The organism is Sphingomonas sp., assembly GCF_003248515.1.
Lineage (GTDB): Bacteria > Pseudomonadota > Alphaproteobacteria > Sphingomonadales > Sphingomonadaceae > Sphingomonas_I.
The window spans coordinates 119607-142824 of record NZ_QFOB01000004.1 but is presented as its reverse complement, the minus strand read 5'-3'; the positions used below and the strand labels follow the sequence as shown (position 1 = coordinate 142824).

23 protein-coding genes are annotated in these 23218 nt (G+C 66.1%); 16 read left to right on the top strand and 7 right to left on the bottom strand.

Features of this window, described 5'->3' with window-relative positions:
- The first annotated feature begins 14 nt into the window (after positions 1-14).
- The 4 genes from DI605_RS08130 (at position 15) to DI605_RS08115 (ending at position 5645) form a co-directional block, all read left to right on the top strand.
- On the top strand, positions 15-2420 hold the full coding sequence (locus tag DI605_RS08130; protein ID WP_293971751.1) for a PAS domain-containing sensor histidine kinase: 2406 nt from the start codon (positions 15-17) through the stop codon (positions 2418-2420).
- 65 nt (positions 2421-2485) lie between these two features.
- On the top strand, positions 2486-2842 hold the full coding sequence (locus DI605_RS08125; RefSeq protein ID WP_293971748.1) for a response regulator: 357 nt from the start codon (positions 2486-2488) through the stop codon (positions 2840-2842).
- Positions 2843-2963: 121 nt separating this feature from the next.
- Positions 2964-4034 carry a recombinase RecA gene (gene recA / locus DI605_RS08120; RefSeq protein ID WP_293971745.1) on the top strand — a complete coding sequence of 357 codons (1071 nt, stop codon included), beginning with the start codon at positions 2964-2966 and terminating at the stop codon, positions 4032-4034.
- 345 nt (positions 4035-4379) lie between these two features.
- Positions 4380-5645 carry an MFS transporter gene (locus DI605_RS08115; protein ID WP_293971742.1) on the top strand — a complete coding sequence of 422 codons (1266 nt, stop codon included), beginning with the start codon at positions 4380-4382 and terminating at the stop codon, positions 5643-5645.
- Here the strand turns inward: DI605_RS08115 and rsmD are convergent.
- From rsmD to DI605_RS08095, 4 genes are read right to left on the bottom strand one after another with little or no spacing between them, the layout of a single operon-like run.
- Positions 5605-6159, bottom strand: coding sequence for a 16S rRNA (guanine(966)-N(2))-methyltransferase RsmD (gene rsmD, locus DI605_RS08110; RefSeq protein ID WP_293971739.1), 555 nt, complete (start codon positions 6157-6159; stop codon positions 5605-5607). The two genes, DI605_RS08115 and rsmD, sit on opposite strands and share 41 nt — an antisense overlap.
- Positions 6156-7478, bottom strand: a complete 1323-nt coding sequence (locus DI605_RS08105; RefSeq protein ID WP_293971736.1) for a pseudouridine synthase — start codon at positions 7476-7478, stop codon at positions 6156-6158. The genes rsmD and DI605_RS08105 overlap by 4 nt, the downstream gene beginning before the upstream one ends.
- Positions 7478-9172 (bottom strand): serine hydrolase, encoded by a 1695-nt coding sequence (locus DI605_RS08100; protein WP_293971733.1) that lies wholly within the window; start codon positions 9170-9172, stop codon positions 7478-7480. The genes DI605_RS08105 and DI605_RS08100 overlap by 1 nt, the downstream gene beginning before the upstream one ends.
- Positions 9172-10485, bottom strand: a complete 1314-nt coding sequence (locus tag DI605_RS08095) for a dicarboxylate/amino acid:cation symporter (RefSeq protein ID WP_293971730.1) — start codon at positions 10483-10485, stop codon at positions 9172-9174. Before DI605_RS08095 ends, DI605_RS08100 begins: the two co-directional genes overlap by 1 nt.
- A 101-nt stretch (positions 10486-10586) precedes the next feature.
- Here DI605_RS08095 and DI605_RS08090 point away from each other — a divergent pair, with 101 nt between their 5' ends.
- The 3 genes from DI605_RS08090 to DI605_RS08080 all read left to right on the top strand — a co-directional run bounded on the left by DI605_RS08090 (position 10587) and on the right by DI605_RS08080 (position 12680).
- Complete coding sequence (locus tag DI605_RS08090) at positions 10587-11018, top strand: response regulator (protein ID WP_293971727.1); 432 nt, start codon at positions 10587-10589, stop codon at positions 11016-11018.
- Between the two features lie 82 nt (positions 11019-11100).
- Entirely contained in the window at positions 11101-12429 is a 1329-nt protein-coding gene (locus tag DI605_RS08085) for an MFS transporter (RefSeq protein WP_293971724.1), read from the top strand.
- A 95-nt stretch (positions 12430-12524) separates the two neighbouring features.
- A complete protein-coding gene (locus tag DI605_RS08080; RefSeq protein ID WP_293971721.1) occupies positions 12525-12680 on the top strand; it encodes a hypothetical protein in 156 nt (51 codons plus the stop codon).
- A gap of 143 nt (positions 12681-12823) precedes the next feature.
- On the opposite strand, the gene purB is transcribed toward DI605_RS08080, so the two are convergent.
- Both purB and DI605_RS08070 read right to left on the bottom strand, forming a co-directional pair.
- The gene (purB, locus tag DI605_RS08075) at positions 12824-14134 is read right to left on the bottom strand and encodes an adenylosuccinate lyase (RefSeq protein ID WP_293971718.1); all 1311 of its coding nucleotides are present in this window, start codon (positions 14132-14134) and stop codon (positions 12824-12826) included.
- Positions 14135-14360: 226 nt separating this feature from the next.
- Positions 14361-14840 (bottom strand): hypothetical protein, encoded by a 480-nt coding sequence (locus DI605_RS08070; RefSeq protein ID WP_293971715.1) that lies wholly within the window; start codon positions 14838-14840, stop codon positions 14361-14363.
- A gap of 232 nt (positions 14841-15072) precedes the next feature.
- On the opposite strand from DI605_RS08070, the gene DI605_RS08065 reads away from it, so the two are divergent.
- A complete protein-coding gene (locus DI605_RS08065) occupies positions 15073-15456 on the top strand; it encodes a hypothetical protein (protein ID WP_293971713.1) in 384 nt (127 codons plus the stop codon).
- 58 nt (positions 15457-15514) lie between these two features.
- Here DI605_RS08065 and radC read toward each other — a convergent pair whose 3' ends face one another.
- Positions 15515-16201 carry a DNA repair protein RadC gene (radC, locus tag DI605_RS08060; RefSeq protein WP_293971711.1) on the bottom strand — a complete coding sequence of 229 codons (687 nt, stop codon included), beginning with the start codon at positions 16199-16201 and terminating at the stop codon, positions 15515-15517.
- A gap of 269 nt (positions 16202-16470) precedes the next feature.
- On the opposite strand from radC, the gene DI605_RS08055 reads away from it, so the two are divergent.
- The 8 genes from DI605_RS08055 to uvrC all read left to right on the top strand — a co-directional run bounded on the left by DI605_RS08055 (position 16471) and on the right by uvrC (position 22986).
- The gene (locus DI605_RS08055) at positions 16471-16788 is read left to right on the top strand and encodes an AtpZ/AtpI family protein (protein ID WP_293971708.1); all 318 of its coding nucleotides are present in this window, start codon (positions 16471-16473) and stop codon (positions 16786-16788) included.
- Between the two features lie 33 nt (positions 16789-16821).
- The gene (locus DI605_RS08050) at positions 16822-17607 is read left to right on the top strand and encodes a F0F1 ATP synthase subunit A (RefSeq protein WP_293971705.1); all 786 of its coding nucleotides are present in this window, start codon (positions 16822-16824) and stop codon (positions 17605-17607) included.
- Positions 17608-17650: 43 nt separating this feature from the next.
- Positions 17651-17881, top strand: coding sequence for a F0F1 ATP synthase subunit C (locus tag DI605_RS08045; RefSeq protein ID WP_171745022.1), 231 nt, complete (start codon positions 17651-17653; stop codon positions 17879-17881).
- Positions 17882-17946: 65 nt separating this feature from the next.
- Positions 17947-18438: an ATPase gene (locus DI605_RS08040; RefSeq protein WP_293971698.1), complete on the top strand. Its 492-nt coding sequence runs from the start codon at positions 17947-17949 to the stop codon at positions 18436-18438.
- 64 nt (positions 18439-18502) lie between these two features.
- The gene (locus DI605_RS08035) at positions 18503-19015 is read left to right on the top strand and encodes a hypothetical protein (protein ID WP_293972564.1); all 513 of its coding nucleotides are present in this window, start codon (positions 18503-18505) and stop codon (positions 19013-19015) included.
- 9 nt (positions 19016-19024) lie between these two features.
- Positions 19025-20116, top strand: a complete 1092-nt coding sequence (locus tag DI605_RS08030) for an acyltransferase (protein ID WP_293971696.1) — start codon at positions 19025-19027, stop codon at positions 20114-20116.
- Positions 20117-20302: 186 nt separating this feature from the next.
- Complete coding sequence (locus tag DI605_RS08025) at positions 20303-20923, top strand: RcnB family protein (protein ID WP_293971693.1); 621 nt, start codon at positions 20303-20305, stop codon at positions 20921-20923.
- A gap of 134 nt (positions 20924-21057) precedes the next feature.
- Positions 21058-22986 (top strand): excinuclease ABC subunit UvrC, encoded by a 1929-nt coding sequence (gene uvrC / locus DI605_RS08020; RefSeq protein WP_293971691.1) that lies wholly within the window; start codon positions 21058-21060, stop codon positions 22984-22986.
- Positions 22987-23218: the final 232 nt, after the last annotated feature.

The window sequence follows — 23218 nt, the reverse complement described above, 5'->3', positions numbered from 1 at the left end:
ACGTCGATCGGGTCATGGCATCGCTGAGCCCGATCGCGCCCCGCGCGCCGCGCCTTTCCCGCCCCGGCATCGCGATCGTGGCCGCGCTTGTGATCGGGCTGGCCGTGTCGCTGCTGTTCGGCTGGGAATATCTCGGCGGGATGCAGTTCCTGCTCTATGCCGGAGCGCTGGCAGCGGGCTTCGCCCTGGCCTTCTTGCTCTGGCGGCTGGATGTGGCGGGAGCCGGGCGATCCGCTTCCCACCCTACCGACTGGGGCCTGATGCGGGCCGCCTTCATCGATGCGCTGGATGCCGTGGCGATCACCAACCGCGCCGGCAAGATGGTATGCGCCAGCCCGCTCTACGAAGGCCTTGCCGGTCACCTGATGATGCCGCGCGAACTGCCTTTCGAGGCGCCCGGCCCCGAATTGCTGACCAAGGCGTGCCGTGCGGCCTGGCGCGATGGCGAGGCCCGCGTGGCGGAACTCGTGCTCGGTCAGCGGCGCTTCTCCGCTTTGCTGCGGCGCTGCGGCCAGCAGGAGGATCATATCGTCTGGCGCTTCCGCGTCGTGAAGGCGGAGACGCCGCTGGATCGCACGCGCGCGCTGGCGATGGGCCATGGCGGGCAGAGGCTGGGCGAAGCGGGCGTGATGATGGTCGTCGTCGACGGCAGCGGCATCCTGCTGGCCGCCAACGAGGTATTCCATCGGCGCGCGCTGGGCGACGAAGGAGGCCTGGTGGACGGCATGCCGCTGATCGATCTGCTGCGCACGGACGCGGACGGATCGATCCGGCTGGCGCGCGACGGCGACGAAGCGCCGTCGCTGCGCATCATCCCCATCCCGCTCACGCCGGATCGGGGCGATGAGGAGGGGCCGACCGCTTTCCTGATCCTGGACGAGGATCCCGACGCGATCACCGCGGCCGCCGCGCGGGGCGCCGCGACCCACCATCTCCACGGCCTGCTCGCCATGCTGCCGCTGGGCCTTGCGCTCGTGGAGCGGGACGGGCGCTTCCTCTTCCTGAACGAGGCCTTCGCGCGCGCGGCGGGCATCAGCCAGAGCGATCAGATCGTCTATCCCAGCGATCTTGTCGTCGAGGAAGACAAGGGCACCGTTTCCGATGCCGTGCGCCGCTTCGCGGGCGGGCGCGCCCTACCGGGCGACCTTGCCGTGCGGCTCAAGAGCCGGTCGGAGGAGCCGGTGGCGCTCACCATCGCCAATGCCAAGGGACTGGGCGATGCGGCGGTGCTGTTGAGCCTGAAGGACGATAGCGAGCAATCGACGCTCAAGCGCCAGATCGCGCAGGCCACGAAGATGCAGGCCGTGGGCCAGCTTGCCGGCGGTGTTGCCCACGATTTCAATAATATATTGACCGCCATCATCGGCCATTGCGATCTGATGGCGATGCGCCACACGCCCGGCGACATCGATTATGACGATATCCAGCAGATCAAGCACAACAGCAATCGCGCGGCCGCGCTGACCCGGCAATTGCTCGCTTTCTCGCGCCAGCAGACGCTGCGCCCGCAGGTGCTGCAGCTGCCGGAGGTCATCTCCGAAATCTCACAGCTCATCCGTCGCCTGATCGGCGAGACGATCAAGCTGGAGGTGAAGCATGGCCGCAATCTGGGAATGATTCGCGCCGATCCGGGCCAGCTGGAGCAGGTGATCGTCAATCTCTGCGTGAATGCGCGCGATGCCATGCCCGATGGCGGCAGGCTGACCCTGCAGACCTATGCGGTCTCCGCCTCTGAGGTCCGCAGGATGCGCAGCGATATCATGCCGATCGCCGAATATGTCGCGCTCAAGGTTTCGGATACGGGCGTGGGCATTCCGCAGGAAAATCTCAGCAAGATCTTCGAACCCTTCTTCACCACCAAGGAAGTGGGCAAGGGCACCGGGCTGGGCCTTTCCACAGTCTACGGCATCGTCAAGCAGACGGACGGCTTCATCTTCGCCAATTCGGAAATGGGGCATGGCACCAGCTTCGTCATCTATCTGCCCGTCACCCAGGCGCCCGCGCCGGTCGAGCAGGCGCCGGTGCGCGTGGATACGGGTGGCGAATTGTGGGGCACGGGCACGATCCTGCTGGTGGAGGATGAGGCGATGGTGCGCGCGGTGGCCGAGCGCGCGCTGACGCGGCAGGGCTATAAGGTGCTCGTCGCCGGCAATGGCGAGGAAGCGCTGGAGGTGCTGGAGCGCGACGACGTCTCGATCGATCTGTTGATTTCCGACGTGGTGATGCCGGCGATGGACGGGCCGACACTCGTGCGCCATGCGCGCGAAAGCTATCCCGATCTGAAGGTGCTCTTCATGTCCGGTTATGCCGAGGAGCAGCTGCGCAAATCGATCGCGATCGATCGAGTGAGCTTCCTGTCGAAGCCTTTCTCCGTCCAGCAACTCGGCCAGGCTGCGCGCGATACGCTGGCGGACGGCTGATCCTGTTCCGATGCGGATCGGAAAGCGATTTGCACCGCGCCGCAACAAACCTATAGAAAGTCGTGATGGCTGACAGTCTTTCCGTGTTCGTAATCGAAGACGAGCCGTTGATCTCGATGATGATCGAGGATTTCGTTGATCTGCTGGGGCATGAAATCGCGGGGACGGCCGATAGCATCGCCGGCGCGCTGCCGCAGATTGCGGACGTCGCGTTCGACGTCGCCATCCTCGACGTGCATCTGCGCGATGGCGTCTGCTGGCCCGTGGCGGATGCGCTGGTGGCGGCGGGCAAGCCCTTCCTGATCGCGACCGGGGGCTTCGTCGAGGCGCCACCCGCCCGGCATGCGCAGGCGCGCCTTCTCTCCAAGCCATTCACGCTGGATGGCGTTCGCGTCGCGCTGGAGGAATTCACCAGCGCCTGAAGGCGGCGTCGCGGCGATCTGGCGCCTTTCGTTCGCCCCTTGTTCTCATGGAACATTCTGTGTACATCGTGCTCACGCGCAGAACGAGCGGTGGACACAGGCAGAGCGAAAGGGCATCGACATGGCGGCTTCCCTGAAGGTGATTGACGGCAACATGGCGAGTGCGAACGAACGGCAGAAGGCGCTGGATGCGGCGCTGGCGCAGATAGACCGGGCTTTCGGCAAGGGCTCGGCGATGAAGCTGGGCAGCCGCGAGAAGATCGAGATCGAGGCGATCTCCACGGGTTCGCTCGGGCTGGATATCGCGCTGGGCATCGGTGGTCTGCCGCGCGGGCGCATCGTGGAAATCTACGGCCCTGAATCGTCGGGCAAGACGACGCTTGCGCTCCACGCGATTGCCGAAGCGCAGAAGGCGGGCGGCACGGCGGCCTTCGTGGATGCCGAACATGCGCTGGATCCGGTCTATGCCAAGAAGCTGGGCGTGGATGTGGACGAACTGATCGTGTCGCAGCCCGACACGGGCGAGCAGGCGCTGGAGATCACCGATACGCTGATCCGCTCCAATGCGATCGACGTGCTGGTGGTCGATTCGGTCGCGGCGCTTGTGCCGAGGGCGGAGATCGAGGGCGAGATGGGCGACAGCCATGTCGGCCTGCAGGCCCGCCTGATGAGCCAGGCTTTGCGCAAGATCACGGGCTCCATCTCGCGCAGCCGCACTCTCGTGATCTTCATCAACCAGATCCGCATGAAGATCGGCGTGATGTATGGCAATCCGGAGACGACGACGGGTGGCAACGCCCTGAAATTCTACGCGTCCGTGCGGCTCGACATCCGCCGCACCGGCCAGATCAAGGACCGCGACGATATCGTCGGCAATACGACGCGCGTGAAGGTCGTGAAGAACAAGGTCGCGCCGCCGTTCAAGCAGGTCGAGTTCGACATCATGTATGGCGAGGGCGTCAGCAAGGTGGGCGAGATCCTCGATCTTGGCGTGAAGGCCGGGCTCGTCGAGAAATCGGGCGCCTGGTTCAGCTATGACAGTATCCGCATCGGCCAGGGCCGGGAGAATGCGAAGACCTATCTGCGCGAAAATCCCGAGGTGACCGCCAGGCTGGAGCGGGCGATCCGGGGCAATGCCGCCGATGTCGCCGATACGATGATGAGCGGACCCGAGCCCGACGACGATCAGTAAGGGCCTTGTCGGGCCGCAAGGCCGGATCGGACGGGGCGTTTTTCTCTCGGCCGCGAGGGCGGAAACCATGGGTGGGTCGGCGTAAGGCGGCGCTTGCCGTCCGGCCACGGGATTTGATCGGCCCGGAAATCAGGAGAAAAGGCCTCGTCCGTGCCGGCTCACGGCCCGCGCGAAGGGATGGCGGCGCTTCGTGGCGAGAGCCGTCGTGATGCTCCGTTTCGTGCAGCATATGAGGTGGGTTACAGATCTCATTCGCACTCTATCGGATTTTCGGTTCAACCCGCCGCTTGCTTACCGCCTTGCGCCCGGCCAAGAGCGCGGAGGGAAAATGGCGGGCGAATAACGATGACGACACAGAGCGCGGCCTCCACGCGCCGGATCCTGGCGGCAAGCCTGGTGGGTACGGGGATCGAATTCTACGATTTCTACGTCTATACGACGGCGGCAGCGCTCGTCTTCGGCCAGCTCTTCTTTCCAAGCTCCGATCCAGCCGCATCGCAGCTTCTGTCCTTCGCCACGATCGCCGTGGCCTTCGTAGCGCGGCCGCTGGGATCGATCTTCTTCGGCCATTTCGGCGATCGGATCGGGCGGAAGTCCACGCTGGTCGCCTCGCTGCTTACGATGGGCCTGTCCACCACGCTGGTCGCCTTCCTCCCCACTTATGGCAGCATTGGCTGGCCCGCCGCGCTCATCCTGTGCATCCTGCGTTTCGGCCAGGGCTTCGGCCTTGGCGGGGAATGGGGCGGAGCAGCCCTGCTCGCGGTGGAAAATGCCCCGCCCGGCTATCGCGCGCGTTACGGCATGTTCCCGCAACTGGGAGCGCCGGTCGGTTTCGTCGCGGCGAACGGGCTGTTCCTGATCCTCGGTATCCTGCTCACGCCGGCGCAATTCCTTGCCTGGGGCTGGCGCATCCCGTTCGCGATCAGCGCCGCGCTGGTCGGCGTCGGCATGTGGATCCGCCTGCGGCTGCACGAAACGCCCGCCTTCGCGCGCGTGCTGGAAGAAGGGCCGCCGCCTTCCGTGCCGCTGATGGAATTGTTCGCCAGCCATGGCAGCCGGGTCGTGATCGGCACGCTCGGCGCCGTCGCCTGCTTCGTCGCTTATTATATCGGGACGGCGTTCGCGCTCGGTTATGGCGTGAAGACGCTTGGTTATTCGATGCAGACTTTCCTGAGCATCCAGCTCGGCGCGATCCTGTTCATGGCGATCGGCATCGTGCTTGCCGCCTATGCGGCCGATCGCCACTGGGATGAGCGCCGCGTGCTGGCGGGTGGCTGCGTCGCCGCGATGGGGCTGGGCTTCCTGACCGCGCCGCTGCTGGGCGGGGGCACGCTGCTCGGCGTGTTCGTCTATCTGAGCGCGCTGCTCTTCATCATGGGCTTCGTCTATGGCCCGCTCGGTGGCTGGCTGCCGCACATGTTTCCCACCCGCGTGCGCTATACCGGCGCGAGCATCACCTTCAACGTGGCGGGCGTGCTGGGCGGCGGGCTCACGCCGCTGGCGGCGCAATCGCTCGCCGCGCATGGCGGCCTCACCTATGTCGGCTATTATGTGACGGGGTTGACCGCGATCAGCCTTCTGGCTCTGACGACGCGCGCCGCAAGAGCGTAAGCTGCGCCTTGCCGTGGCGGCGGACGGCATCCACCGTCCAGCCCCCGGCCGATACATCCTCGCCCACTGCTGTCTCGATGCTGGCCCAGGCGGCCTCGCCGGCCCAGCCGAGCCTGGTCAGTCGCTCGATCAGCGCGCCGGCGCCACCGGTGCCGTAAGGCGGATCGAAGAAGAGAATGTCGTGTGCCGTCCGCGCCGGGCCCAGCGCGGCCACGCTGGCCGGCACCACGTCTGCCGTCGCCTCCATCTTGGCGATGTTGGCCCGGAGCGCCGTCAGCGCCTTCTTGTCCATTTCCACGAACGTGGCCTTCGCGGCCCCGCGCGAAAGCGCCTCCAGGCCGAGCGCGCCGGTGCCTGCGAAGATATCGGCCACGGTCAGCCCCTCGAAGCTGCCGATCCGGCTTTGCAGCATCGAGAAGAGCCCCTCGCGCGTACGGTCGGCCGTCGGCCGCGTTGCATCGCCCTGCGGCGCAACCAGCGCCCGCCCGCGCCATTGTCCCGCGATGATCCTCATGGGCGCTTTCCTGGCCGGGGCGCGCGTGGCGGCTGCGGCGAGGGAGGGCCGTCACCCGCCGGCTGACCGCGTCCGCGCCGGCCGGCAGGAGGCGCCGGGCGCGGCGCGCGGGTGGCGGGATCCGCCTGATAATCCTCACGCGCGTCCGTCATCGGCCGGTCGGCGCGCTTCGGGCGACCGGCACCGATGCCGACGCGCTTGATGGACTTCGATGCTTTCGCCCAGCCCTTGCCCTTGACGGTCTTCGCCGGGCGCGGGGCTTCCCCGTGTCCGGCGGGTATGTCCGTCTCGCGCGGGGGAGTGGAGGGAAGAGCCTTTGCCTTGTGCGGATTGGCGCCGCTGCGGCGTGGAACCGTACGCTCGTCCGGTCGCGCCGATGCGGTGCGCGGGGGCCGTGCATCGGCACGGGCAGCGGTTTGGCGTCTGTCCGCCGATGGAGCGCCCGGCGCCACGCGGACCGGGCGTGGCCCGGCGTTTACCCGCGTCGGGCCGGCCGATCGCGCGGGGCGGGGAGCTTCGGCGCGGACTGTCGCCCCATCGCCCACCGGCGCGGTGCGGGGGGCCGGGCCGTCCGTCGTCTGCCGCATCCGCGGATCATTTTTCAGATCCTTGAGAAAGGCGACCAGATCGTGCTGAAGCACCTCCACCACGCCTGCGCTCGGCAGATCCGCCAGCACGAACGGGCCGTAGGAGACGCGGATCAGCCGGTTCACCTCCAGTCCCAGATATTCCAGCACGCGCCGCACCTCGCGATTCTTGCCCTCGCGCAGGCGCAGTTCGATCCATTGGTTGGCGCCGGTGCGGCGCTCCATATTGGCGTCGATCGATCCGTAGCGGATGCCGTCTATCTCGATACCTTCGCTCAGGCTTTCCAGCTGCGCCTGCGTGATCGCGCCATAGCAGCGCGCGCGATAGGTGCGTTCCACGCCGGTGGAGGGCAATTCCAGCTGACGCTTGAGGCCGCCATCGGTGGTGAGCAGCAGCAACCCCTCGGTATTGAGATCGAGCCGCCCGACCGGCACCACGCGCGGCAGCCCTTCCGGCATGCGATCATAGATGGTCTTGCGCCCCATCGGATCGTTCGCGGCGGTCAGCACGCCCACGGGCTTGTGATAGAGGAACAGGCGCGCATGATCCGGCTCGGCCACGGGCCTGCCATCCACCATGACGCCCGCGAGCGAGCGGACGATCGTGGCGGGCGTTTCGATCGCCACGCCATCGATCGCGATGCGGCGCGCCTCGATCATCCGCTCGATCTCCCGGCGGCTGGCGACGCCCGCGCGGGCGAGCAGTTTGGCGATGCGTTGCGGCTCGGCCATCAGTCGATCCGGGCGAAGCGCACATCGAAAGCGCGGGAAATGGACAAGGCGAGCCCCTCGATCTTGCCCGCCGGATTGCGGCGGAAGCGCACCATTGCGCCCCGCGCCTCGAACAGGTCCGCGCCGACGGGCCGCGCGCGAAGCTCGATCTGCGGGCGATTCTCCAGGCGGAGCCGCAGCTCGCCTTCACCCGCGATCACGCGATAGGTAGCGCCCACCTCCTCGCTCGTATAGCGGCCCGCATAATCGGCGATCGCCATGCCCGTGATCGGCGGGATGCGGCGGAAGCGTGTCCTGCCATCCGGCGTGGTGATGCTGAACTCGCCCGGCGCGGAAAGCGTGAGCTCGCTGTCGTCGCCCATGCGGAAGCGATCGGTGGAGAGCGGAAAGAGCGCACCGCCGCCGGCGATGCGCAGCCTGCCCTTGTCGTCCACGATCGTGAGCGGCTGATCGTGCGCGTTCAGATAGAGGCCCGCGACCTGCCCGGCCGTGGTGGGCACGCCCACATCGGCGGGCCTGGGCGGGGCGGGCGTTGGCCCCAGCACGATCGAGGCGACGGCGCGGCCCAGATCGGGCGCGTTGGCATCGCTGGTGCTGCACAGGAGCGCGACGGATATCTTGCGCGTCGGATAGAGGGCCAGCCACGCACGATATCCGGCGGTGGAGCCGGAATGGGAGATTTCGGGCAGGCCGGCGAAGCGCGTGATGAAGACGCCGCGCGCATATTGGATCGGCACGCCATCATTCAATATGCCCCGCACCTGCAGGTCCGCCGCCACGTTGCGACCGATCCGCCCCGACATCAGCGCTTCGGACCAGCGCGAAAGATCGCCTACCGTGGTAATCAGCCCGCCATTCCCATAGGCGCTTTCGAACGGCATATCCTGTTCGTAGAGCACGCCGCGCGCCGAATAGGCGACGGCGCGACCCGGGATCACGCGGCGAAAATCGTCACGCCAGCCGGTGCGCCCCATGCCGAGCGGCTTGAAGATCCTTTCGGCCGTATAACGCGGAAAGCTCATGCCGGAGACGCGCGAGACGATCAGCGCCGCCAGCGTATAGCCGCTGTTGGAATAGCTATATTCGGAGCCGGGCGCGAAATTGAGCTGCTTCTGTCGGGCGATGATCGCCAGCGCATCGTCCATCGTATAGGCGGCGGTGCCGCGCGGCCAGCCGGCCAGTTCCGCCACGGATCCCCAGTCGCGCAGGCCGCTTGTGTGATTCAGCAGATGGCGGATCAGGATCGGCTCGTCCCGCGCGGGAAGCTCCGGCACATATTTGCGGACATCGTCGTCCAGGCTGAGCTTGCCCTCTTCGGCCAGCAGCAGGATCGCGGCGGCCGTGAACTGCTTGGAGACGGATCCAGCCTCGAACTGCGTATCGCCGTGGATCGGCTGGACATGCTCGAGATCGGTGGAGCCATAGCCGCGGATCGTGACCGGCATGCCCGCTTCCATCACCTCCAGCGCGCAGCCGGGCGTGGTCGGGCGGTTCCAGCGCGCGAACAGGCCATCGATCCGGGCGAATTGCTGGGCTACCGGCACGCCCGTCGGCATCGGCACGGGCTTGGGCCGGCTGGTGGTCGGCTGCGGCTTCGCCACCGGCTTTGCGGCCGGCATTTTCGGCGGAGGGGGCGGGGCAGCCGTCGCGCCGATAATCAGCGACGCGAGCGGCGGCAGAAGAAGGCGGCGCATCAGCGGTTGGGATCGAGATCCAGGCCGGCCTTGCCGCCATGGGGCGTGTGGGATGGCGTGGGGAGCGGCTCCATCTCGTCGCTCTCGATCACCTCGAACGCGCCTTCCCATTTCGTGACGAGCACGGTGGCCACCGCATTGCCCAGCACGTTGGTGGCCGTGCGCCCCATGTCGAGGAAATGATCGACGGCGAGGATCAGCAGCAGGCCCGCTTCGGGAATGTCGAAGAAAGACAGGGTGGAGGCAATCACGACGAGGCTGGCGCGCGGAACGCTGGCAATGCCCTTCGACGTGACCATCAGCAGCATCATCATGATGATCTGCTGCCCGACGCCGATATGGATGCCATAGGCCTGCGCGATGAACATCGTTGCGAAGCTGCAATACATCATCGAGCCATCGAGATTGAACGAATAGCCCAGCGGCAGCACGAAGCTGGCGATGCGCTTGGGCACGCCGAACTTGTCCAGCGCTTCCAGCAGGCGGGGGAAGGCCGCTTCCGAGGATGCCGTGGAGAAAGCGATCATGAAGGGTTCGCGCACGTAGCGGATCAGCGTGCCGGTCTGCTTTCCGATCAGCGCATAGCTGACGGCGTAGAGGAAGCTCCACAGCACCAGCAGCGACAGGAAGAAGCCGCCCATGAACCAGCCGTAGGTGACGAGGATCGCGATCCCCTGATGCGCGACGGCATTGGCGACCGCGCCGAATACCGCGAAGGGCGCGGCCTTCATCACATAATCCGTCACCTGCAGCATGACGTGGACGAGCGATTCCAGCCCGCGCACGATCGGCTTGCCCTTGTCTCCGACGGCGGTAAGGCCGATGCCGAAGAAGACCGAGAAGATCACGATCGGCAACACGTCATTCTTGGCCATCGCATCGATGATCGACGTCGGCACGAGATGGACGAAGAAATCGTGGAGCGAGAATTCCGGTTTGGCGATGCCGCTGGCCTCGTTCACCGGCGGCAGGGGCAGGCCGAGGCCCACGCCCGGCTGGAAGAGATTGACGAAGATCAGGCCCAGCGAAAGCGAGACGAGACTGGCCAGGACGAACCAGCCGACCGACCGCGCCCCAATTCTTCCCAGCGCCGATGAATCCCCCATATGCGCGATGCCGGCAACGAGCGTGCCGAAGATCAGCGGCGCGATGATCATCTTGATCAGACGCAGAAAAATATCCGTGAGGATAGAAAATCCGGTCGTTATCGTTGCGAGGTCCGCCGGATCGGATACGGTCTGGTTCAGGACGAATCCGGTCAGGATGCCGAGGAGCATCGCAAGGAGGATGTAGAGGGTCAGGCGCCGGGCCATGCATGTTCCGTTCAAGTGGAACATGTCTGGTCGGGCGAAAGCGGTGGGGCGTCAAGTCCGAGTGCTCGGACAAGGCGGGTGAGCGTCAGGGAGCGATCGGCGTGGCGTTGTTCGGCAAGCGTGAGAAAGTGGTGTCCCGGATCAACCGGATCCTCATCGTGGAGGATGAGCCGCTCGTCGCGTTCGACAACGAATATGTGTTGCAGGATGCGGGTTATCTGGTCGTGGGATCGGTGGATACCGTGGAGGTCGCGATCGAGACGATCCATGCCGGGCAGCCCCATCTCGTCCTCTCCGATATACGCCTTTCGGCGGGCGGCACGGGGCTGGATGTCGCGCAGGCAGCCCGCGAGGCCGGGGTGCCGGTGATCTTCGTCACCGGCCATTGCCCGACGGAGGCCAAGGCGCTGGCCGTCGGCTGCCTCGCCAAGCCCTATACGCAGCGTGATCTGCTCGCCGCGATCGACGCGGTGGATGCCAAGATCGGCGGCCGCAACCCGAAGCGGATGCCGCGCGGCTTCACGCTGTTCTGAGCCGTTTCCGCCGGATGCGAAAGGGCGAGGCGCGCCATCTCGACACCCGCCCCGATCCGGTTACACCAGCGGCATGACCGCCGTGACAGACGAACCCAGCCGCGCCTTTCTTTCCGGGCTCAAGCCCTATTTCGAAAAGGCCCCGCTGGCCTCGCTCTTCCTCGGCATGTCGTCCGGCTTTCCCTATGCGATGATCGCCGCGACGCTCACGACGCGGCTTGCCCAATCGGGGATCGACAAGAAATCGGTCACGGCCTTCACGCTGGCCTTCCTCGTCTACAACCTGAAATTCCTGTGGGCATGGATCATCGATGGGGTGCGCCTGCCCGTGCTGGGCCGGCTGGGCCAGCGCGTTTCCTGGATGATCGTGGCCGGGCTGCTGGTGATCGCGGCGGTCGCCAATCTCGCGATCGTCGATCCCGCCGCCAGCCTGTGGTGGACGGGAGTAGCGGCCGTTCTCGTCGCCGTCGCCGGCTCCACCTACGATATCGTGATCGATGCCTATCGCATCGAATTGCTGGAGCCGCGCCAGCTCGGTCCCGGATCGGGCATGACCCAATATGGCTGGCGCATCGGATCGCAGCTTGCGGCGGCCACCGCGCTGGTGATGGCGGCGCGGATCGGGTGGACGGGCGCCTATCTGCTCTGCACGGTCTTCGCCCTGCCGGCGATGCTCACCGCGATCCTGATCGGGGAGCCGCCGCGCCATCGCGATCCGGTGGGCCGGCGCGGCATCGGTGAGGCGCTGGCCTCGATCACCGGGCCGTTCGTGGAGTTTTTCAGCCGGCAGGGGGCGGCGCTCGTGCTGGCCTTCATCCTGCTCCACAAGATCGGCGATACGCTTGCCAACCTCACCTTCCGCCTGCTGTTCGACAGCCTCGGCTACACGAATGACGAGATCGCCGTTTATGACGTGGGCACCGGTTTCTGGGCCTATCTGATCGGGATCTTCATCGGCGGCTTTCTCTATGCGCGCCTCGGGATGAAGCGATCGGTGCTGCTCAGCCTGTGGCTGATGGCGGTTTCCAACCTGAGCTTCGCGGGGCTTGCCGCCTCGGGCCACTCCAATCTGGCGATGGCCGGGGCGATGACGTTCGAGAATGTCGCGAGCGGCATCGGCGGGGTCACCGTCACCGCTTATTTCTCGGCGCTGTGCGATCTGCGCTTCACGGCTTCGCAATATGCCCTGATCTCGGCGGCGGCCAGCGTCGTCGGGCGCCTGCTGACGGGAACGACGGCGGGCGCGCTGATCGAGACGATGGGCTATGTGAATTTCTATCTGCTGACGACGGTGATCGCGCTGCCCGGCATCCTGCTTTTCTGGCTGATGCTACGCGCCGGGCTGGTGGATCAATCGATCGGCAGCGCCGGGAAGCAGCCCTCCGAAGGGGGCGCCAACACCCCCACGTGATGGTTGTTTACAATTTGTAAGGTGGCGATCCGGGCGGGGAGGGCGCAAGGTGCCGGTCCACCAACCGTATCAGTTGCTTGCGAGTTATTCCGTTCATGCCTTCCGTCGATATCGATCGCTGCCTCCTGCTCTTGCGGGAAGCCGAATTGCTGCTGCTCCGGAATGGCGAAAGCGTGCTCGCCTCCCAGGTTTCCATCGTCACCGGCCGGCTGATGCTGCGCTATCCGCGCGATAATCAGCCGACGCATTAAGGCTGCGTCGCAGCCGGCGGCATCACCGGCCGGCCTGGAAGACACGCCAAGGCACTGGTCTGAAGCGCCGGATCCGGTGCAGCGAAATCGAAAGCCGCCCGGGGAGGCCGCGCCCCGCCTCGTGGCGGGCGCGCGGCGGGGGATCAGCTTCGCCCGAAGACGCGGGCGAAGATCGTGTTGACATGCTTGTAATGATAGCCGAGGTCGAACTCGGCCTCGAGCGCCTCGTCCGACAGCGTGACCTCCGGATCGGCCTTGAGCAGATCAAGTAGCGAAAGCGTGCCGTCGCTCTCCCACACCTTCATCGCGTTGCGCTGGACGAGCGCATAGGCGGCCTCGCGGCTGAAGCCGGCCTGCGTGAGCGCGAGCAGCACGCGCTGCGAATGAACGAGGCCCCCCATCCGATCGAGATTCTTCTGCATCCGCTCCGGATAGACGAGGAGCTTGTCGACCACGCCGGTCAGCCGCGCGAGCGCGAAATCCAGCGTGATGGTCGCATCCGGGCCGATATAGCGCTCCACCGACGAATGGCTGATGTCGCGCTCGTGCCAGAGCGCTACATTCTCCAGCGCGGGCGTCACATAGCCGCGCACCATGCGGGCAAGGCCCGTGAGATTTTCGGTCAGCACCGGATTGCGCTTGTGCGGCATGGCCGACGAGCCCTTCTGGCCCGGCGAGAAATATTCCTCGGCCTCCAGCACTTCGGTGCGCTGGAGATGGCGCACCTCGACCGCGAGCCGCTCGATCGACGAGGCGATCACGCCCAGGGTGGCGAAATACATGGCGTGGCGATCGCGCGGGATCACCTGCGTGGAGACGGGCTCGACCGCGAGGCCCATCTTGGCCGCGACATGCTCCTCCACGCGCGGATCGATGTTGGCGAAGGTGCCGACCGCGCCGGAAATGGCGCAGGTGGCGATGTCCGCGCGGGCCGCCAGCAGCCGCACCTTGCAGCGCTGGAATTCGGCATGGGCCTCGGCCAGCTTGAGGCCGAACGTGACCGGCTCGGCATGGATGCCGTGGCTGCGGCCGATCGTGGGGGTCAGCTTGTGTTCGAAGGCGCGGCGCTCGATCGCGGCCAACAACGCATCGAGATCGGCGAGCAGCAGATCGGTCGCCTCGGCGAGCTGGACGGACAGGCAGGTGTCCAGCACGTCCGACGAGGTCATGCCCTGGTGCATGAAGCGTGCCTGCTCGCCAACCTGTTCGGAGACCCAGGTGAGGAAGGCGATCACGTCATGCTTGGTGACGGCCTCGATCGCATCGATCGCGGCAACGTCGATGACCGGCTTCGTTGCCCACCAGTCCCACAGCGCCTTGGCGGCGGAGGCCGGGACGACGCCCAGTTCGCCCAGCTTCTCGGTGGCGTGCGCCTCGATCTCGAACCAGATGCGGAACTTGTTCTCGGGCGTCCAGATGGCCGTCATCTGCGGCCGCGAATAGCGGGGGATCATGGGTGGCTCGCTCGCGCTGGGGGAATGTCGCGGGGCGGGTAGCAGGGGAGAAAGCGGGGTTCAATCGGCCTTGCCCGATCGAAGCGCGGTGAGGGGGGGCGGCCTGAAAGTCAGGCGAAAGCCAGACCTCATATATGCGAGGGGCCGTACACGCGGAGGCATGGCGTGGTGATGCGTGCTCGCGGCCGGGGGCCTTGCCCGCGACGAGAACCCGCCGCCGATCGCGCTATTTCTTCGTGCGCCGGAAGGTTTCGATATAGGATTTGGAGGTGCCGTCGGCGGCGGCGCGGGCGACGACGCCGTGACGGACCCATTCGTCGCCCTCGGCCGTGTAGCGCCAGAATTCGCCGACCACGAGATCGCCGTTGCGATACTTCTCGATCATGAACTCGTCCGGGCCGGTCTTCATCAGCGCCATGTGATCGAAATAGCCGCCGTCGAAGGCGTAACGCTTGCCATCCAGCTTGCCGGACCAGGTGGCGACATGGGGATGATCCCTGTCCGTGCTGTTCACGCCCCGATAGCTGACCGTGTCGCCATCCACCGTCATCGTGATCGTCAGATGGAAGGTCGCGGGCAGTTGCCCGTTGCTCCAATAGGCATGCGACTCCTCGAAATCGCCGCTGGACTTGCCGGGCGCGGCCAGCGCCGGCGCGGCGGCCAGAAGGGAGAACATGCCGAGCCCGGCCGCGGCGAGATGGCGCATGGGATCGATCACTCCTTATTCGGCCGCATGATGGAACGGCATGGATCGCGGCCTTTTCTTGCGATTGCGGAGCAATCACGCTGATATTTGCCTGTTTCCGAGAGTATCAAGCCGATCCTTGGTGACAAGCGCGCCCGCGCGCGCCACAAGAAAAACCGGATTCCGCCACGGATATCGCCATTGCGCGCCCTTTGTGGCAGTTGGCGGCGTCCTTCGATCAAAAGGCTCTGCGATGCGTATCAGTCCGATCTTCTCCGCTGCGTCTCTCGCGCTCGCGATGCTGGGGGCCGCCCCGGCCATGGCGCAGGATGTGGGGGCCGATGTTCGCTGCCTGCTCGTGAGCAATGCCTTCGCCGCTACCGAAAAGGATCAGGCGAAGAAGCAGTTCGCGATCGAGGCATCCCATTTCTTCTTCGGGCGCGTGGACGTGCGTGTGACGCAGCCGCAGCTGAAGGCGCAGATCGTCGCCGTCAGCAAGACGCTGCGGCCGCAGGACATGGCGCCGACGATGAATGCCTGCGTGAAGCGACTGCAGGATCGGCAGCGCGTGATGCAGGTGATCGGCCGCGAGATCGCCGCCGCCAATCCGCGGCCGCCTGTACCGGTTAAAAAATAAGGGAGGCCATTCCCGGCACGGCGGCCGGGAAGGCCGCCCCTCAACCGGGATCGCGCCGCTACATCAGGCCCAGCGATCGCAGGCTCGCCTGCCCCTTGCTGCCCACGATCACATGATCGTGCACGACGATCCCGAGCGGGCGACAGGCGGCGACGATTTCGCGCGTGATGGCGATATCCTGTTTCGACGGGGCGGGATCGCCGCTCGGATGATTGTGGACGAGGATGATCGCGGAGGAATGCAGCTCCAGCGCGCGGCGGACGACCTCGCGCACATGGATCGCGGCCTGATCGACGCTCCCTTCGGAAACCAGTTCGTCGCGGATCAGCACGTTACGGACGTTCAGATGCAACACGCGGGCGGATTCGGTTGCGCGATGCGCCATCGCCGCATGGAGATAATCGGACAGGGCCTGCCAGCTTCCGAGCACGGGCCGCTCCGCCACAGCGCTTTTCAACAGGCGCAGCGCGGCCGCCTGCGCGATCTGGAGCGCGGCGGCGGCCGCTTCGCTGACGCCGGCATTGGCCAGCGTTTCGGGCGCGGCGCTCAGCAACGGGCCGATGCCGCCAAATTCATCCAGCAGGCGCCGCGCGATCGGCTTGGTATCGATCCGGGGAATCGTGAGCGCCAGCAGATATTCGACGAGTTCGTGATCCAGCAGTGCTTCCCCGCCGCCTTCCGCCAGGCGCCGGCGCAGGCGGGCGCGATGTCCGCGTGTATCGTGGCCGGGATCGGCATCCTTCATGGGGAGGAGGCTAGAGGCGGAACGGGCGGAGGGAAAGCGGCGCGATTTTCCGCGATCGGATGTCTCCGGGGAAGGGCCGATTCGGTTGCAATGGCCGCCGCCGGCAGGGCGCGCGCCGAATAAGTTCGTCCTTTCTTGTCCTTAAGGACAGCGCCCGGACGGCCCGCCTTGGTTGACTCGGGAGAACCCCTTTTCTAGAGGGTGCGCGCCTGACGGGATCGCCCGCCGGTGCGGCGGACCTTCCCGATACAAAGAGGAGAGGGAAAACCGTGGCGGAGGACGGGACCGGGCAGGATCCGATCGGTCAGGATGTCCGGCTGACGTCGCTGGATCAGCGACTGAAGGCGGCGACGGACGCCGAGAAGATCAGGACCGGAACGACGCAGCGCAAGCCAGGCAAGGGCTATAGCCAGGGCAGCCGCGTGTTGACGGAATTGATCGCGGGTCCGGCCGGCGGTGCATTGCTGGGCTGGCTGTTCGATCGCTGGCTGGGCACGTCGCCCTGGCTTCTGTTGGTGCTTCTGGTCCTCGGGATCGTGGTGGCCTTCAGGAATATCATGCGAATTTCGGGCCAGCGGCCGGAGTGATCCGGCGGCGGCCGCATAACGGGGGTTGAGAGAGTGGCCGCTGAGGGCTCCGGCATCGATCCGATGCATCAGTTCAAGGTCGAGCCGCTGTTCGGCGCCGACTGGTCCATTGCGGGCCACAATATCGCTTTCACCAATTCCGCGCTGTTCATGGTCATCACGCTGGCCGGCCTCTGGCTGTTCATGCTCGGCGGGATGAAGCGTCAGCTGGTGCCAGGGCGCTGGCAGGCGGCCGTGGAGGGGATGACGAGCTTCATCTCCAACATGATGGATGCGAATATCGGGCCGAAGGGCCGGGCCTTCACGCCCTACGTCTTCTCGCTCTTCATGTTCATCCTGTTCGCCAACCTGATCGGGCTGATCCCGCTGGGCGTGGTGCCGGGGATGCACCCCTTCACCGTGACGAGCCACATCACGCTGACGGCGGTACTGGCCTTCTTCAGCTTCGCGATCGTGCTGATCGTCGGCTTCCTGAAGCACGGCTTCCACTTCTTCTCGCTGTTCGTTCCGCACGGCACGCCGAAGGTGATGATCCCGCTGATCTTCGTGATCGAGCTGGCGAGCTTCCTCGTGCGTCCGTTCAGCCTGGGGCTGCGACTGTTCGTGGCCATGACGGCCGGGCATATCCTGCTCGACGTGTTCGCCAGCTTCGTGGTGCAGGGGCTCAATGCCGGCGGCATCGGCTACGGCGTCAGCTTCCTCTCCTTCATCATGATCATCGGCGTCTCGGCGCTGGAACTGCTGGTTTCGGCGATCCAGGCCTACGTCTTTGCGCTGCTCACGTCGCTCTATCTGAACGACGCGATCAATCTTCACTGATTTCAACAAGCTACAAATCACAGTTCACAGAAGGGAAGACATTATGGATCTCGCATCTGCCAAGGTGATCGGCGCCGGTCTCGCCGCGATCGGCGTCGGCATGGCCGCGCTGGGCGTGGGCAACGTGTTCGGTTCGTTCCTCGAGGGCGCGCTGCGCAATCCGGGTGCCGCCGATGGCCAGCAGGGCCGCCTGTTCATCGGCTTCGCCGCCGCCGAACTTCTGGGCCTGATCGCGTTCGTCATCGCGATCCTGATCCTGTTCGTCGTCAAGTAAGGTCTTCGCCGGGGCAACCCGGCGAGCCACCTGTCGTCCTCCTTTCGTAAGGCCCTTCCAAGCCGATGCCCCAGATAGACCAGATCGCCGAAATCTACGCGTCCCAGCTTTTCTGGCTCGTGATCGTTTTCGCGCTCCTCTATTTCGGCATCGGCAAGGCGATGCTGCCAAAGATCGAGAAGACGATCGAGGATCGCGACGCGCGCATCCAGGGTGATCTCGCCGCTGCGGAGGCTGCGCGCGCGCAGGCCGATGCGGCCGAGGAAGCCTATCTCGCCAAGCTCAACGAGAGCCGCGCCGCCGCACAGGCGGAAATGGCCGCCGCCAAGCATAAGGCGACGCTGGATGCCGAAGCGAAGGTGAAGGCGGCGGATGCCGAGGTTCAGGCCAGGGCGGCCGAGGCCGAGGCGAGGCTCGCGGCCCAGCTGGCGGAAGCGTCGGCCGGGATCGAAGGCGTAGCCGCCGATGCCGCGCAGGAAATCGTCGCCCGCGTCTCCGGTCTGAACGTGGATCGCGCCGAGGCCGCTCGCGCGGTCAAGTCCGCGCTGGCGGCTTAAGGATAAGAATATGGCCGAGATCGCCGGCACCCAGCTCAACGCCACCACGCTGGCCGATCCCGAGATGATCGAGCATGGCGAGATGACCGCGCTCGGCCTGCCGCCGGGCGGCTGGGTCGCGCTGTCGATGATCGTGGTGATCGCGATCATCCTGTGGAAGAAGGTGCCGGCCGCGATCGCCGCGTCGCTCGACAAGAAGATCGCCGGTATCCGCACTCAGCTGGACGAAGCCTCCAGGCTCCGCGCCGAGGCCGAGGCGCTGAAGGCCGAATATGAGAGCAAGGCATCCGCCGCTGCGGGCGAGGCCGCCTCGATCGTGAGCCACGCCTATGCCGAGGCCGCCGCGATCGTGGATAAGGCCAAGGCCGATGCGGAGACGCTGATCGCGCGTCGCGGCAAGATGGCCGAGGACAAGATCGCCGCCGCCGAGCGCGGGGCCGTGGCCGAACTGCGCGCGAAGGCCGCTTCCGCCGCCGCCGCCGCTGCCGCGCAGATCATCGGCGAGAAGCTGGATGCGGGAAGCGACAAGGCGCTGGTGGATCGTACGATCGCCTCGCTGGGCCAGCGCCCGAACTGATTTCCAAAAGTGCAGCAGCGCATCGCTCCCGTCGATGCCCTGCGCGGAGTGGCATCGATCGGCGTCGCGCTGATCTTCCACCTTCGCTATCTTTCCGGCGACCTTTCGATCGATCATCCCGAGCTTATGCCGCTCGGATGGTTCCTTCCGATCGAGCGGATATACCGCCACGGCGATATGCTGGTGGAACTGTTCTTCGTTCTGTCCGGCTTCATATTCCACCACATCTACCGGCAGGATGACGGCCCCACCCGCGCCAGCGCGGCCGATTTCGCCTCGGCCCGTTTCGCGCGGCTATATCCGCTGATGGCGCTTTCGACGGTGCTGGCCGGGCTCGCCGTCTATCTCGGCATAGGGCTGACCGGGCATGCCTATGAGGATTGGGGGCACGCGCCGGCGGACTGGATCCGCAATCTGCTCGGCCTGCAATTCCTGCGCGTGGAGCCCGCGAGCCTCAACGCGCCGACATGGTCCGTCTCGGTCGAGCTTATCTGCTATGCCGCATTCTATGTCCTCGCCCGCCAACGGTCCCCGCTTTTCTACGCCGGCAGCGCCATGCTTCTGCTGTGCGGCCTCTATTCGCTGGCCTGGGTGCTGGGGCCGAAGCTGCCATGGTTCATCGCGCGCGGCGTGCTGGGCTTCTTTACGGGCGTATTGCTCTATGGGGTGAAGGAGTGGTTCGCACGGTTGCCGCTCGTCGCGCTGGCTGCCCTGCTGATCGCTGCCGGTACGCTCGTCTGGATCGATCCCTGGCCGCTTTCGCGCTTTGCCAGCAATGCGCTCATGACCGTGATGATATGGCCGCTGGTGCTGCTGGTCGCCTTGCGGGCTCCGGTTGCTCGCTGGCTGGATAATCGCGTCATGATGCTTTTGGGCGATCTTTCCTATTCAATCTACCTTCTGCACATGCCGATCATCCTCGCGATTCTCGCGCTGCACGCCAACCAGCCCTTTTCGCCGCAGCAGATTGCATGGTTGTGGCCGCCGCTCGTGATCGCGACGCTTCTGCTGGCGTGGCTGAGCCTTCACTATATCGAAATGCCATTGCGGCGGCGCCTGCGCATCCGTCGGCCCGTGGTGAAAATGACCGAACTGGGATGAGTGTCGGGTTTCGTGGCGCTCGCATCCGGCCCGCCTTCTCCATGCCATCCGGATCGATCGTGGACGCGAGCGCCCGTTTCTCCGGGGCACTCCCGCGTGGAGCGCATTCGTTCGTTTCGTATCCGCAAGAACTTGCGATGCGCCGGGGAGCCGCCTAGCCTCGCGGGACAACGCAGGGGATTGCTTATGAAACGGCCGCTCCTTCTGATGACGGCGATGCTCGTCATCCTTCCCGATATCGCCATGGCGCAGCTCGGCCAGTCACGCGCGCCGCAGCATGGCGGCGGGGCGCACCCTCCGCAACAGGGGGGCGGATCCGGACGCCCGGGCGCGGGCGGTGGCGGCAATCAGGGCATGCGGCCGTCGCCCGGCGGCCCATCCACCGGAAGGCCGGACTCGGGCCGACCCGGAGGCGGCGCCGGCCGCCCCGATCGCCCCGGCGGTCCTTCTGTCCAGCCTTCGCGACCTGGTCGCCCGGGGGTGACGCCGCTTCCGCGGCCGACACCGGGCCGTCCGGGTGCGGGCCGGCCCGTCCATCGCCCCGGCATCGGCCGCCCGCCGGGCTTCCGCCCGATGCCCGGTCGCCCGTTCCGCTATCCGCCGGGCTATCGCTATCGCCGCTGGTCGATCGGGCTGCTGCTGCCGAGCCTGTTTTTCTCCTCGTCTTATTATTTCGACGATTATGCGCCGCTGGGCGTCGGGCCGCCGCCGCCGGGCTATCGCTGGGTGCGCTATGGGCCGGATCTGCTGCTGGTGCAGATCGGCACGCGCCGCATCGTCGACGTGATCTACGGGGCGTTTTACTGAGGCGCGGATCCCCGATCGGGCGGGGAGCCCGGGAGGCAAAGGGGGGCGCTCGCGGATCCGGGCGCCCGGCTCGGAAGACGCCGGGGCCACGGCGATGGCTGGCGCCCGGCGCCGTCGCCCCCTAAATCGCGCGGGTGAGCGAACGTCCCGACAGCCCCGATCGTTTTTCCGAAGAGAAGCAGACCTATGCCGTGCGCGGCGAGGGCGCGGCGCCGGATATCGAGGCGGGCGTGGCCGCGATCCGCAACGTGCTGAAGACGCTGCCGCAGCGGCCCGGCGTGTATCGCATGACGGATGTGCGCGGCGACGTGCTGTATGTCGGCAAGGCGCGATCACTGAAGAATCGCGTGACCAATTACACGCAGGTTCCGCGTCTTCCGAAGCGGCTCAGCCGGATGGTGGCGCAGACGCGCGGCATGACCATCGTCACCACTAATACGGAGGCGGAGGCGCTGCTGCTGGAGGCGCAGCTCATCAAGCGCTTCCGCCCGCCCTACAACGTGCTGCTGCGCGACGACAAAAGCTTCCCCTTCATCCTGCTGCGCGAGGATCATGCCTTTCCGCGCGTGCAGCTTCATCGCGGCGCGCGGCGTGCGAAGGGGCAATATTTCGGCCCGTTCGCGGGGGCGGGGGCGGTGCGCAAGACGCTGACGGCGCTGCAGAAGCTGTTCCTGCTGCGCTCCTGCACGGACAGTTTCTTCGCCAATCGCACGCGGCCCTGCCTGCTCTATCAGATCAAGCGCTGCTCGGGGCCGTGCGTCGACCGGATCAGCGCGGAAGATTATGCCGAACTGGTGGGGGACGCGGCCGATTTCCTGGCGGGCAAATCCACCAGGGTGCAGCAGAAGCTGGGGCAGCAGATGGCCGTGGCCGCCGAGGCGATGGATTATGAGCTGGCCGCCGTCTATCGCGACCGCCTGAAATCGCTGACATTCATCCAGGGCACCCAGGCGATCAATGCCGAGGGCGTGGAGGATGCGGACGTGTTCGCGCTGGCGGCCAAGCAGGGGCATATCGGCATCCAGGCCTTCTTCATTCGCGGCGGGCAGAATTGGGGGCATCGCGCCTTCTTCCCCACGCATGTCGCCGAGGTGCCCGAGGAGGAGGTGCTGACCGCCTTCGTGATGCAATTCTATGAGGAAGTGCCGCCGCCACGGCTTGTGCTGATCGATCGCGCGCTGCCCGAAGTCGAGCTGATCGTGGAGGCGCTGAGCGAAAAGGCCGGGCGCAAGGTGGTGCTGAAGACGCCGCAGCGGGGCGAGCAGAAAAGGCTGCTGGCGCAGGCGACGCGCAATGCGGAAGAAGCGCTCGACCGTCGGCTTGCCGAGGGCGCGACGCAGAACCGGCTGCTGCGCGAAGTGGGCGAATTGTTCGAGCTGGACGGGCCTCCCAACCGGATCGAGATTTACGACAACAGCCACATCATGGGCACGAACATGGTGGGGGCGATGGTGGTGGCGGGCCCCGAGGGCTTCCGCACAGGCCAGTATCGCAAGTTCAACATCAGGCGGCCCGAGACGGCACCCGGCGACGATTTCGCGATGATGCGTGAAGTGCTGGAGCGCCGATTCGCGCGGCTGGAGCAGGAGGATCCCGATCGTAAATCGGGCGAGTGGCCCGATCTGCTGTTGATCGACGGCGGCAAGGGGCAGGTTTCGGCGGTCTTTCGCGTGATGGAGGAGATGGGCGTGCAGGACGTGCCGATCGTGGGCATCTCCAAGGGGCCGGACCGCAATGCCGGGCGCGAGCATTTCCATCTGCCGGACGGGCGCGAATCGATGCTGCCGCCGGGATCCCCCGTGCTCTTCTATCTCCAGCGCCTGCGCGACGAGGCGCACCGCTTCGCGATTGGCGCACACCGGGCCAAGCGCGCCGCCTCCACGATCAAGAGCACGCTGGATGACGTGCCCGGCATCGGCCCCGCGCGGAAGAAGGCGCTGCTGATGCATTTCGGCACGGCCAAATCCGTGCGCGGAGCGGGGCTGGAGGATCTGATGCGTGCCCCCGGAATATCCGAGGCGATGGCGCGGCAGATCTACGACCATTTTCACCCGAGCGGCTGAGCGGGCGGGGCCGGCTGGGAAAAACGTGGCTTTCGCGATTTTAACCTTGGCTCTTTGCCGTCCGGTCATCGACGCGGCCTAGAGAAGGGCCTGCGATCTGATCGCACGTGTGAGTTGCTTGTCGCATCCGCGTATCGACGTCGTCCCGGGCCCGGTCACCCGACCGTCCCCCCGCTTGATGGGAAGGGTTCCGCCCGGGACGACGTATCGTTCGATCACTCCGAAACGGCAT

What these genes read in the sequence shown, in the direction of transcription:
- rsmD (WP_293971739.1), bottom strand. Translation starts at nt 6,159, where the DNA reads ATGAGGATCATCGCGGGACAATGGCGCGGGCGGGCGCTGGTTGCGCCG.
- DI605_RS08105 (WP_293971736.1), bottom strand. Translation starts at nt 7,478, where the DNA reads ATGGCCGAGCCGCAACGCATCGCCAAACTGCTCGCCCGCGCGGGCGTC.
- DI605_RS08035 (WP_293972564.1), top strand. Translation starts at nt 18,503, where the DNA reads ATGATCGAGCATGGCGAGATGACCGCGCTCGGCCTGCCGCCGGGCGGC.
- DI605_RS08095 (WP_293971730.1), bottom strand. Translation starts at nt 10,485, where the DNA reads ATGGCCCGGCGCCTGACCCTCTACATCCTCCTTGCGATGCTCCTCGGC.
- DI605_RS08045 (WP_171745022.1), top strand. Translation starts at nt 17,651, where the DNA reads ATGGATCTCGCATCTGCCAAGGTGATCGGCGCCGGTCTCGCCGCGATC.
- DI605_RS08100 (WP_293971733.1), bottom strand. Translation starts at nt 9,172, where the DNA reads ATGCGCCGCCTTCTTCTGCCGCCGCTCGCGTCGCTGATTATCGGCGCG.
- DI605_RS08130 (WP_293971751.1), top strand. Translation starts at nt 15, where the DNA reads ATGGCATCGCTGAGCCCGATCGCGCCCCGCGCGCCGCGCCTTTCCCGC.
- DI605_RS08040 (WP_293971698.1), top strand. Translation starts at nt 17,947, where the DNA reads ATGCCCCAGATAGACCAGATCGCCGAAATCTACGCGTCCCAGCTTTTC.
- radC (WP_293971711.1), bottom strand. Translation starts at nt 16,201, where the DNA reads ATGAAGGATGCCGATCCCGGCCACGATACACGCGGACATCGCGCCCGC.
- purB (WP_293971718.1), bottom strand. Translation starts at nt 14,134, where the DNA reads ATGATCCCCCGCTATTCGCGGCCGCAGATGACGGCCATCTGGACGCCC.
- DI605_RS08115 (WP_293971742.1), top strand. Translation starts at nt 4,380, where the DNA reads ATGACGACACAGAGCGCGGCCTCCACGCGCCGGATCCTGGCGGCAAGC.
- DI605_RS08070 (WP_293971715.1), bottom strand. Translation starts at nt 14,840, where the DNA reads ATGCGCCATCTCGCCGCGGCCGGGCTCGGCATGTTCTCCCTTCTGGCC.
- DI605_RS08065 (WP_293971713.1), top strand. Translation starts at nt 15,073, where the DNA reads ATGCGTATCAGTCCGATCTTCTCCGCTGCGTCTCTCGCGCTCGCGATG.
- recA (WP_293971745.1), top strand. Translation starts at nt 2,964, where the DNA reads ATGGCGGCTTCCCTGAAGGTGATTGACGGCAACATGGCGAGTGCGAAC.
- DI605_RS08025 (WP_293971693.1), top strand. Translation starts at nt 20,303, where the DNA reads ATGAAACGGCCGCTCCTTCTGATGACGGCGATGCTCGTCATCCTTCCC.
- DI605_RS08125 (WP_293971748.1), top strand. Translation starts at nt 2,486, where the DNA reads ATGGCTGACAGTCTTTCCGTGTTCGTAATCGAAGACGAGCCGTTGATC.
- DI605_RS08080 (WP_293971721.1), top strand. Translation starts at nt 12,525, where the DNA reads ATGCCTTCCGTCGATATCGATCGCTGCCTCCTGCTCTTGCGGGAAGCC.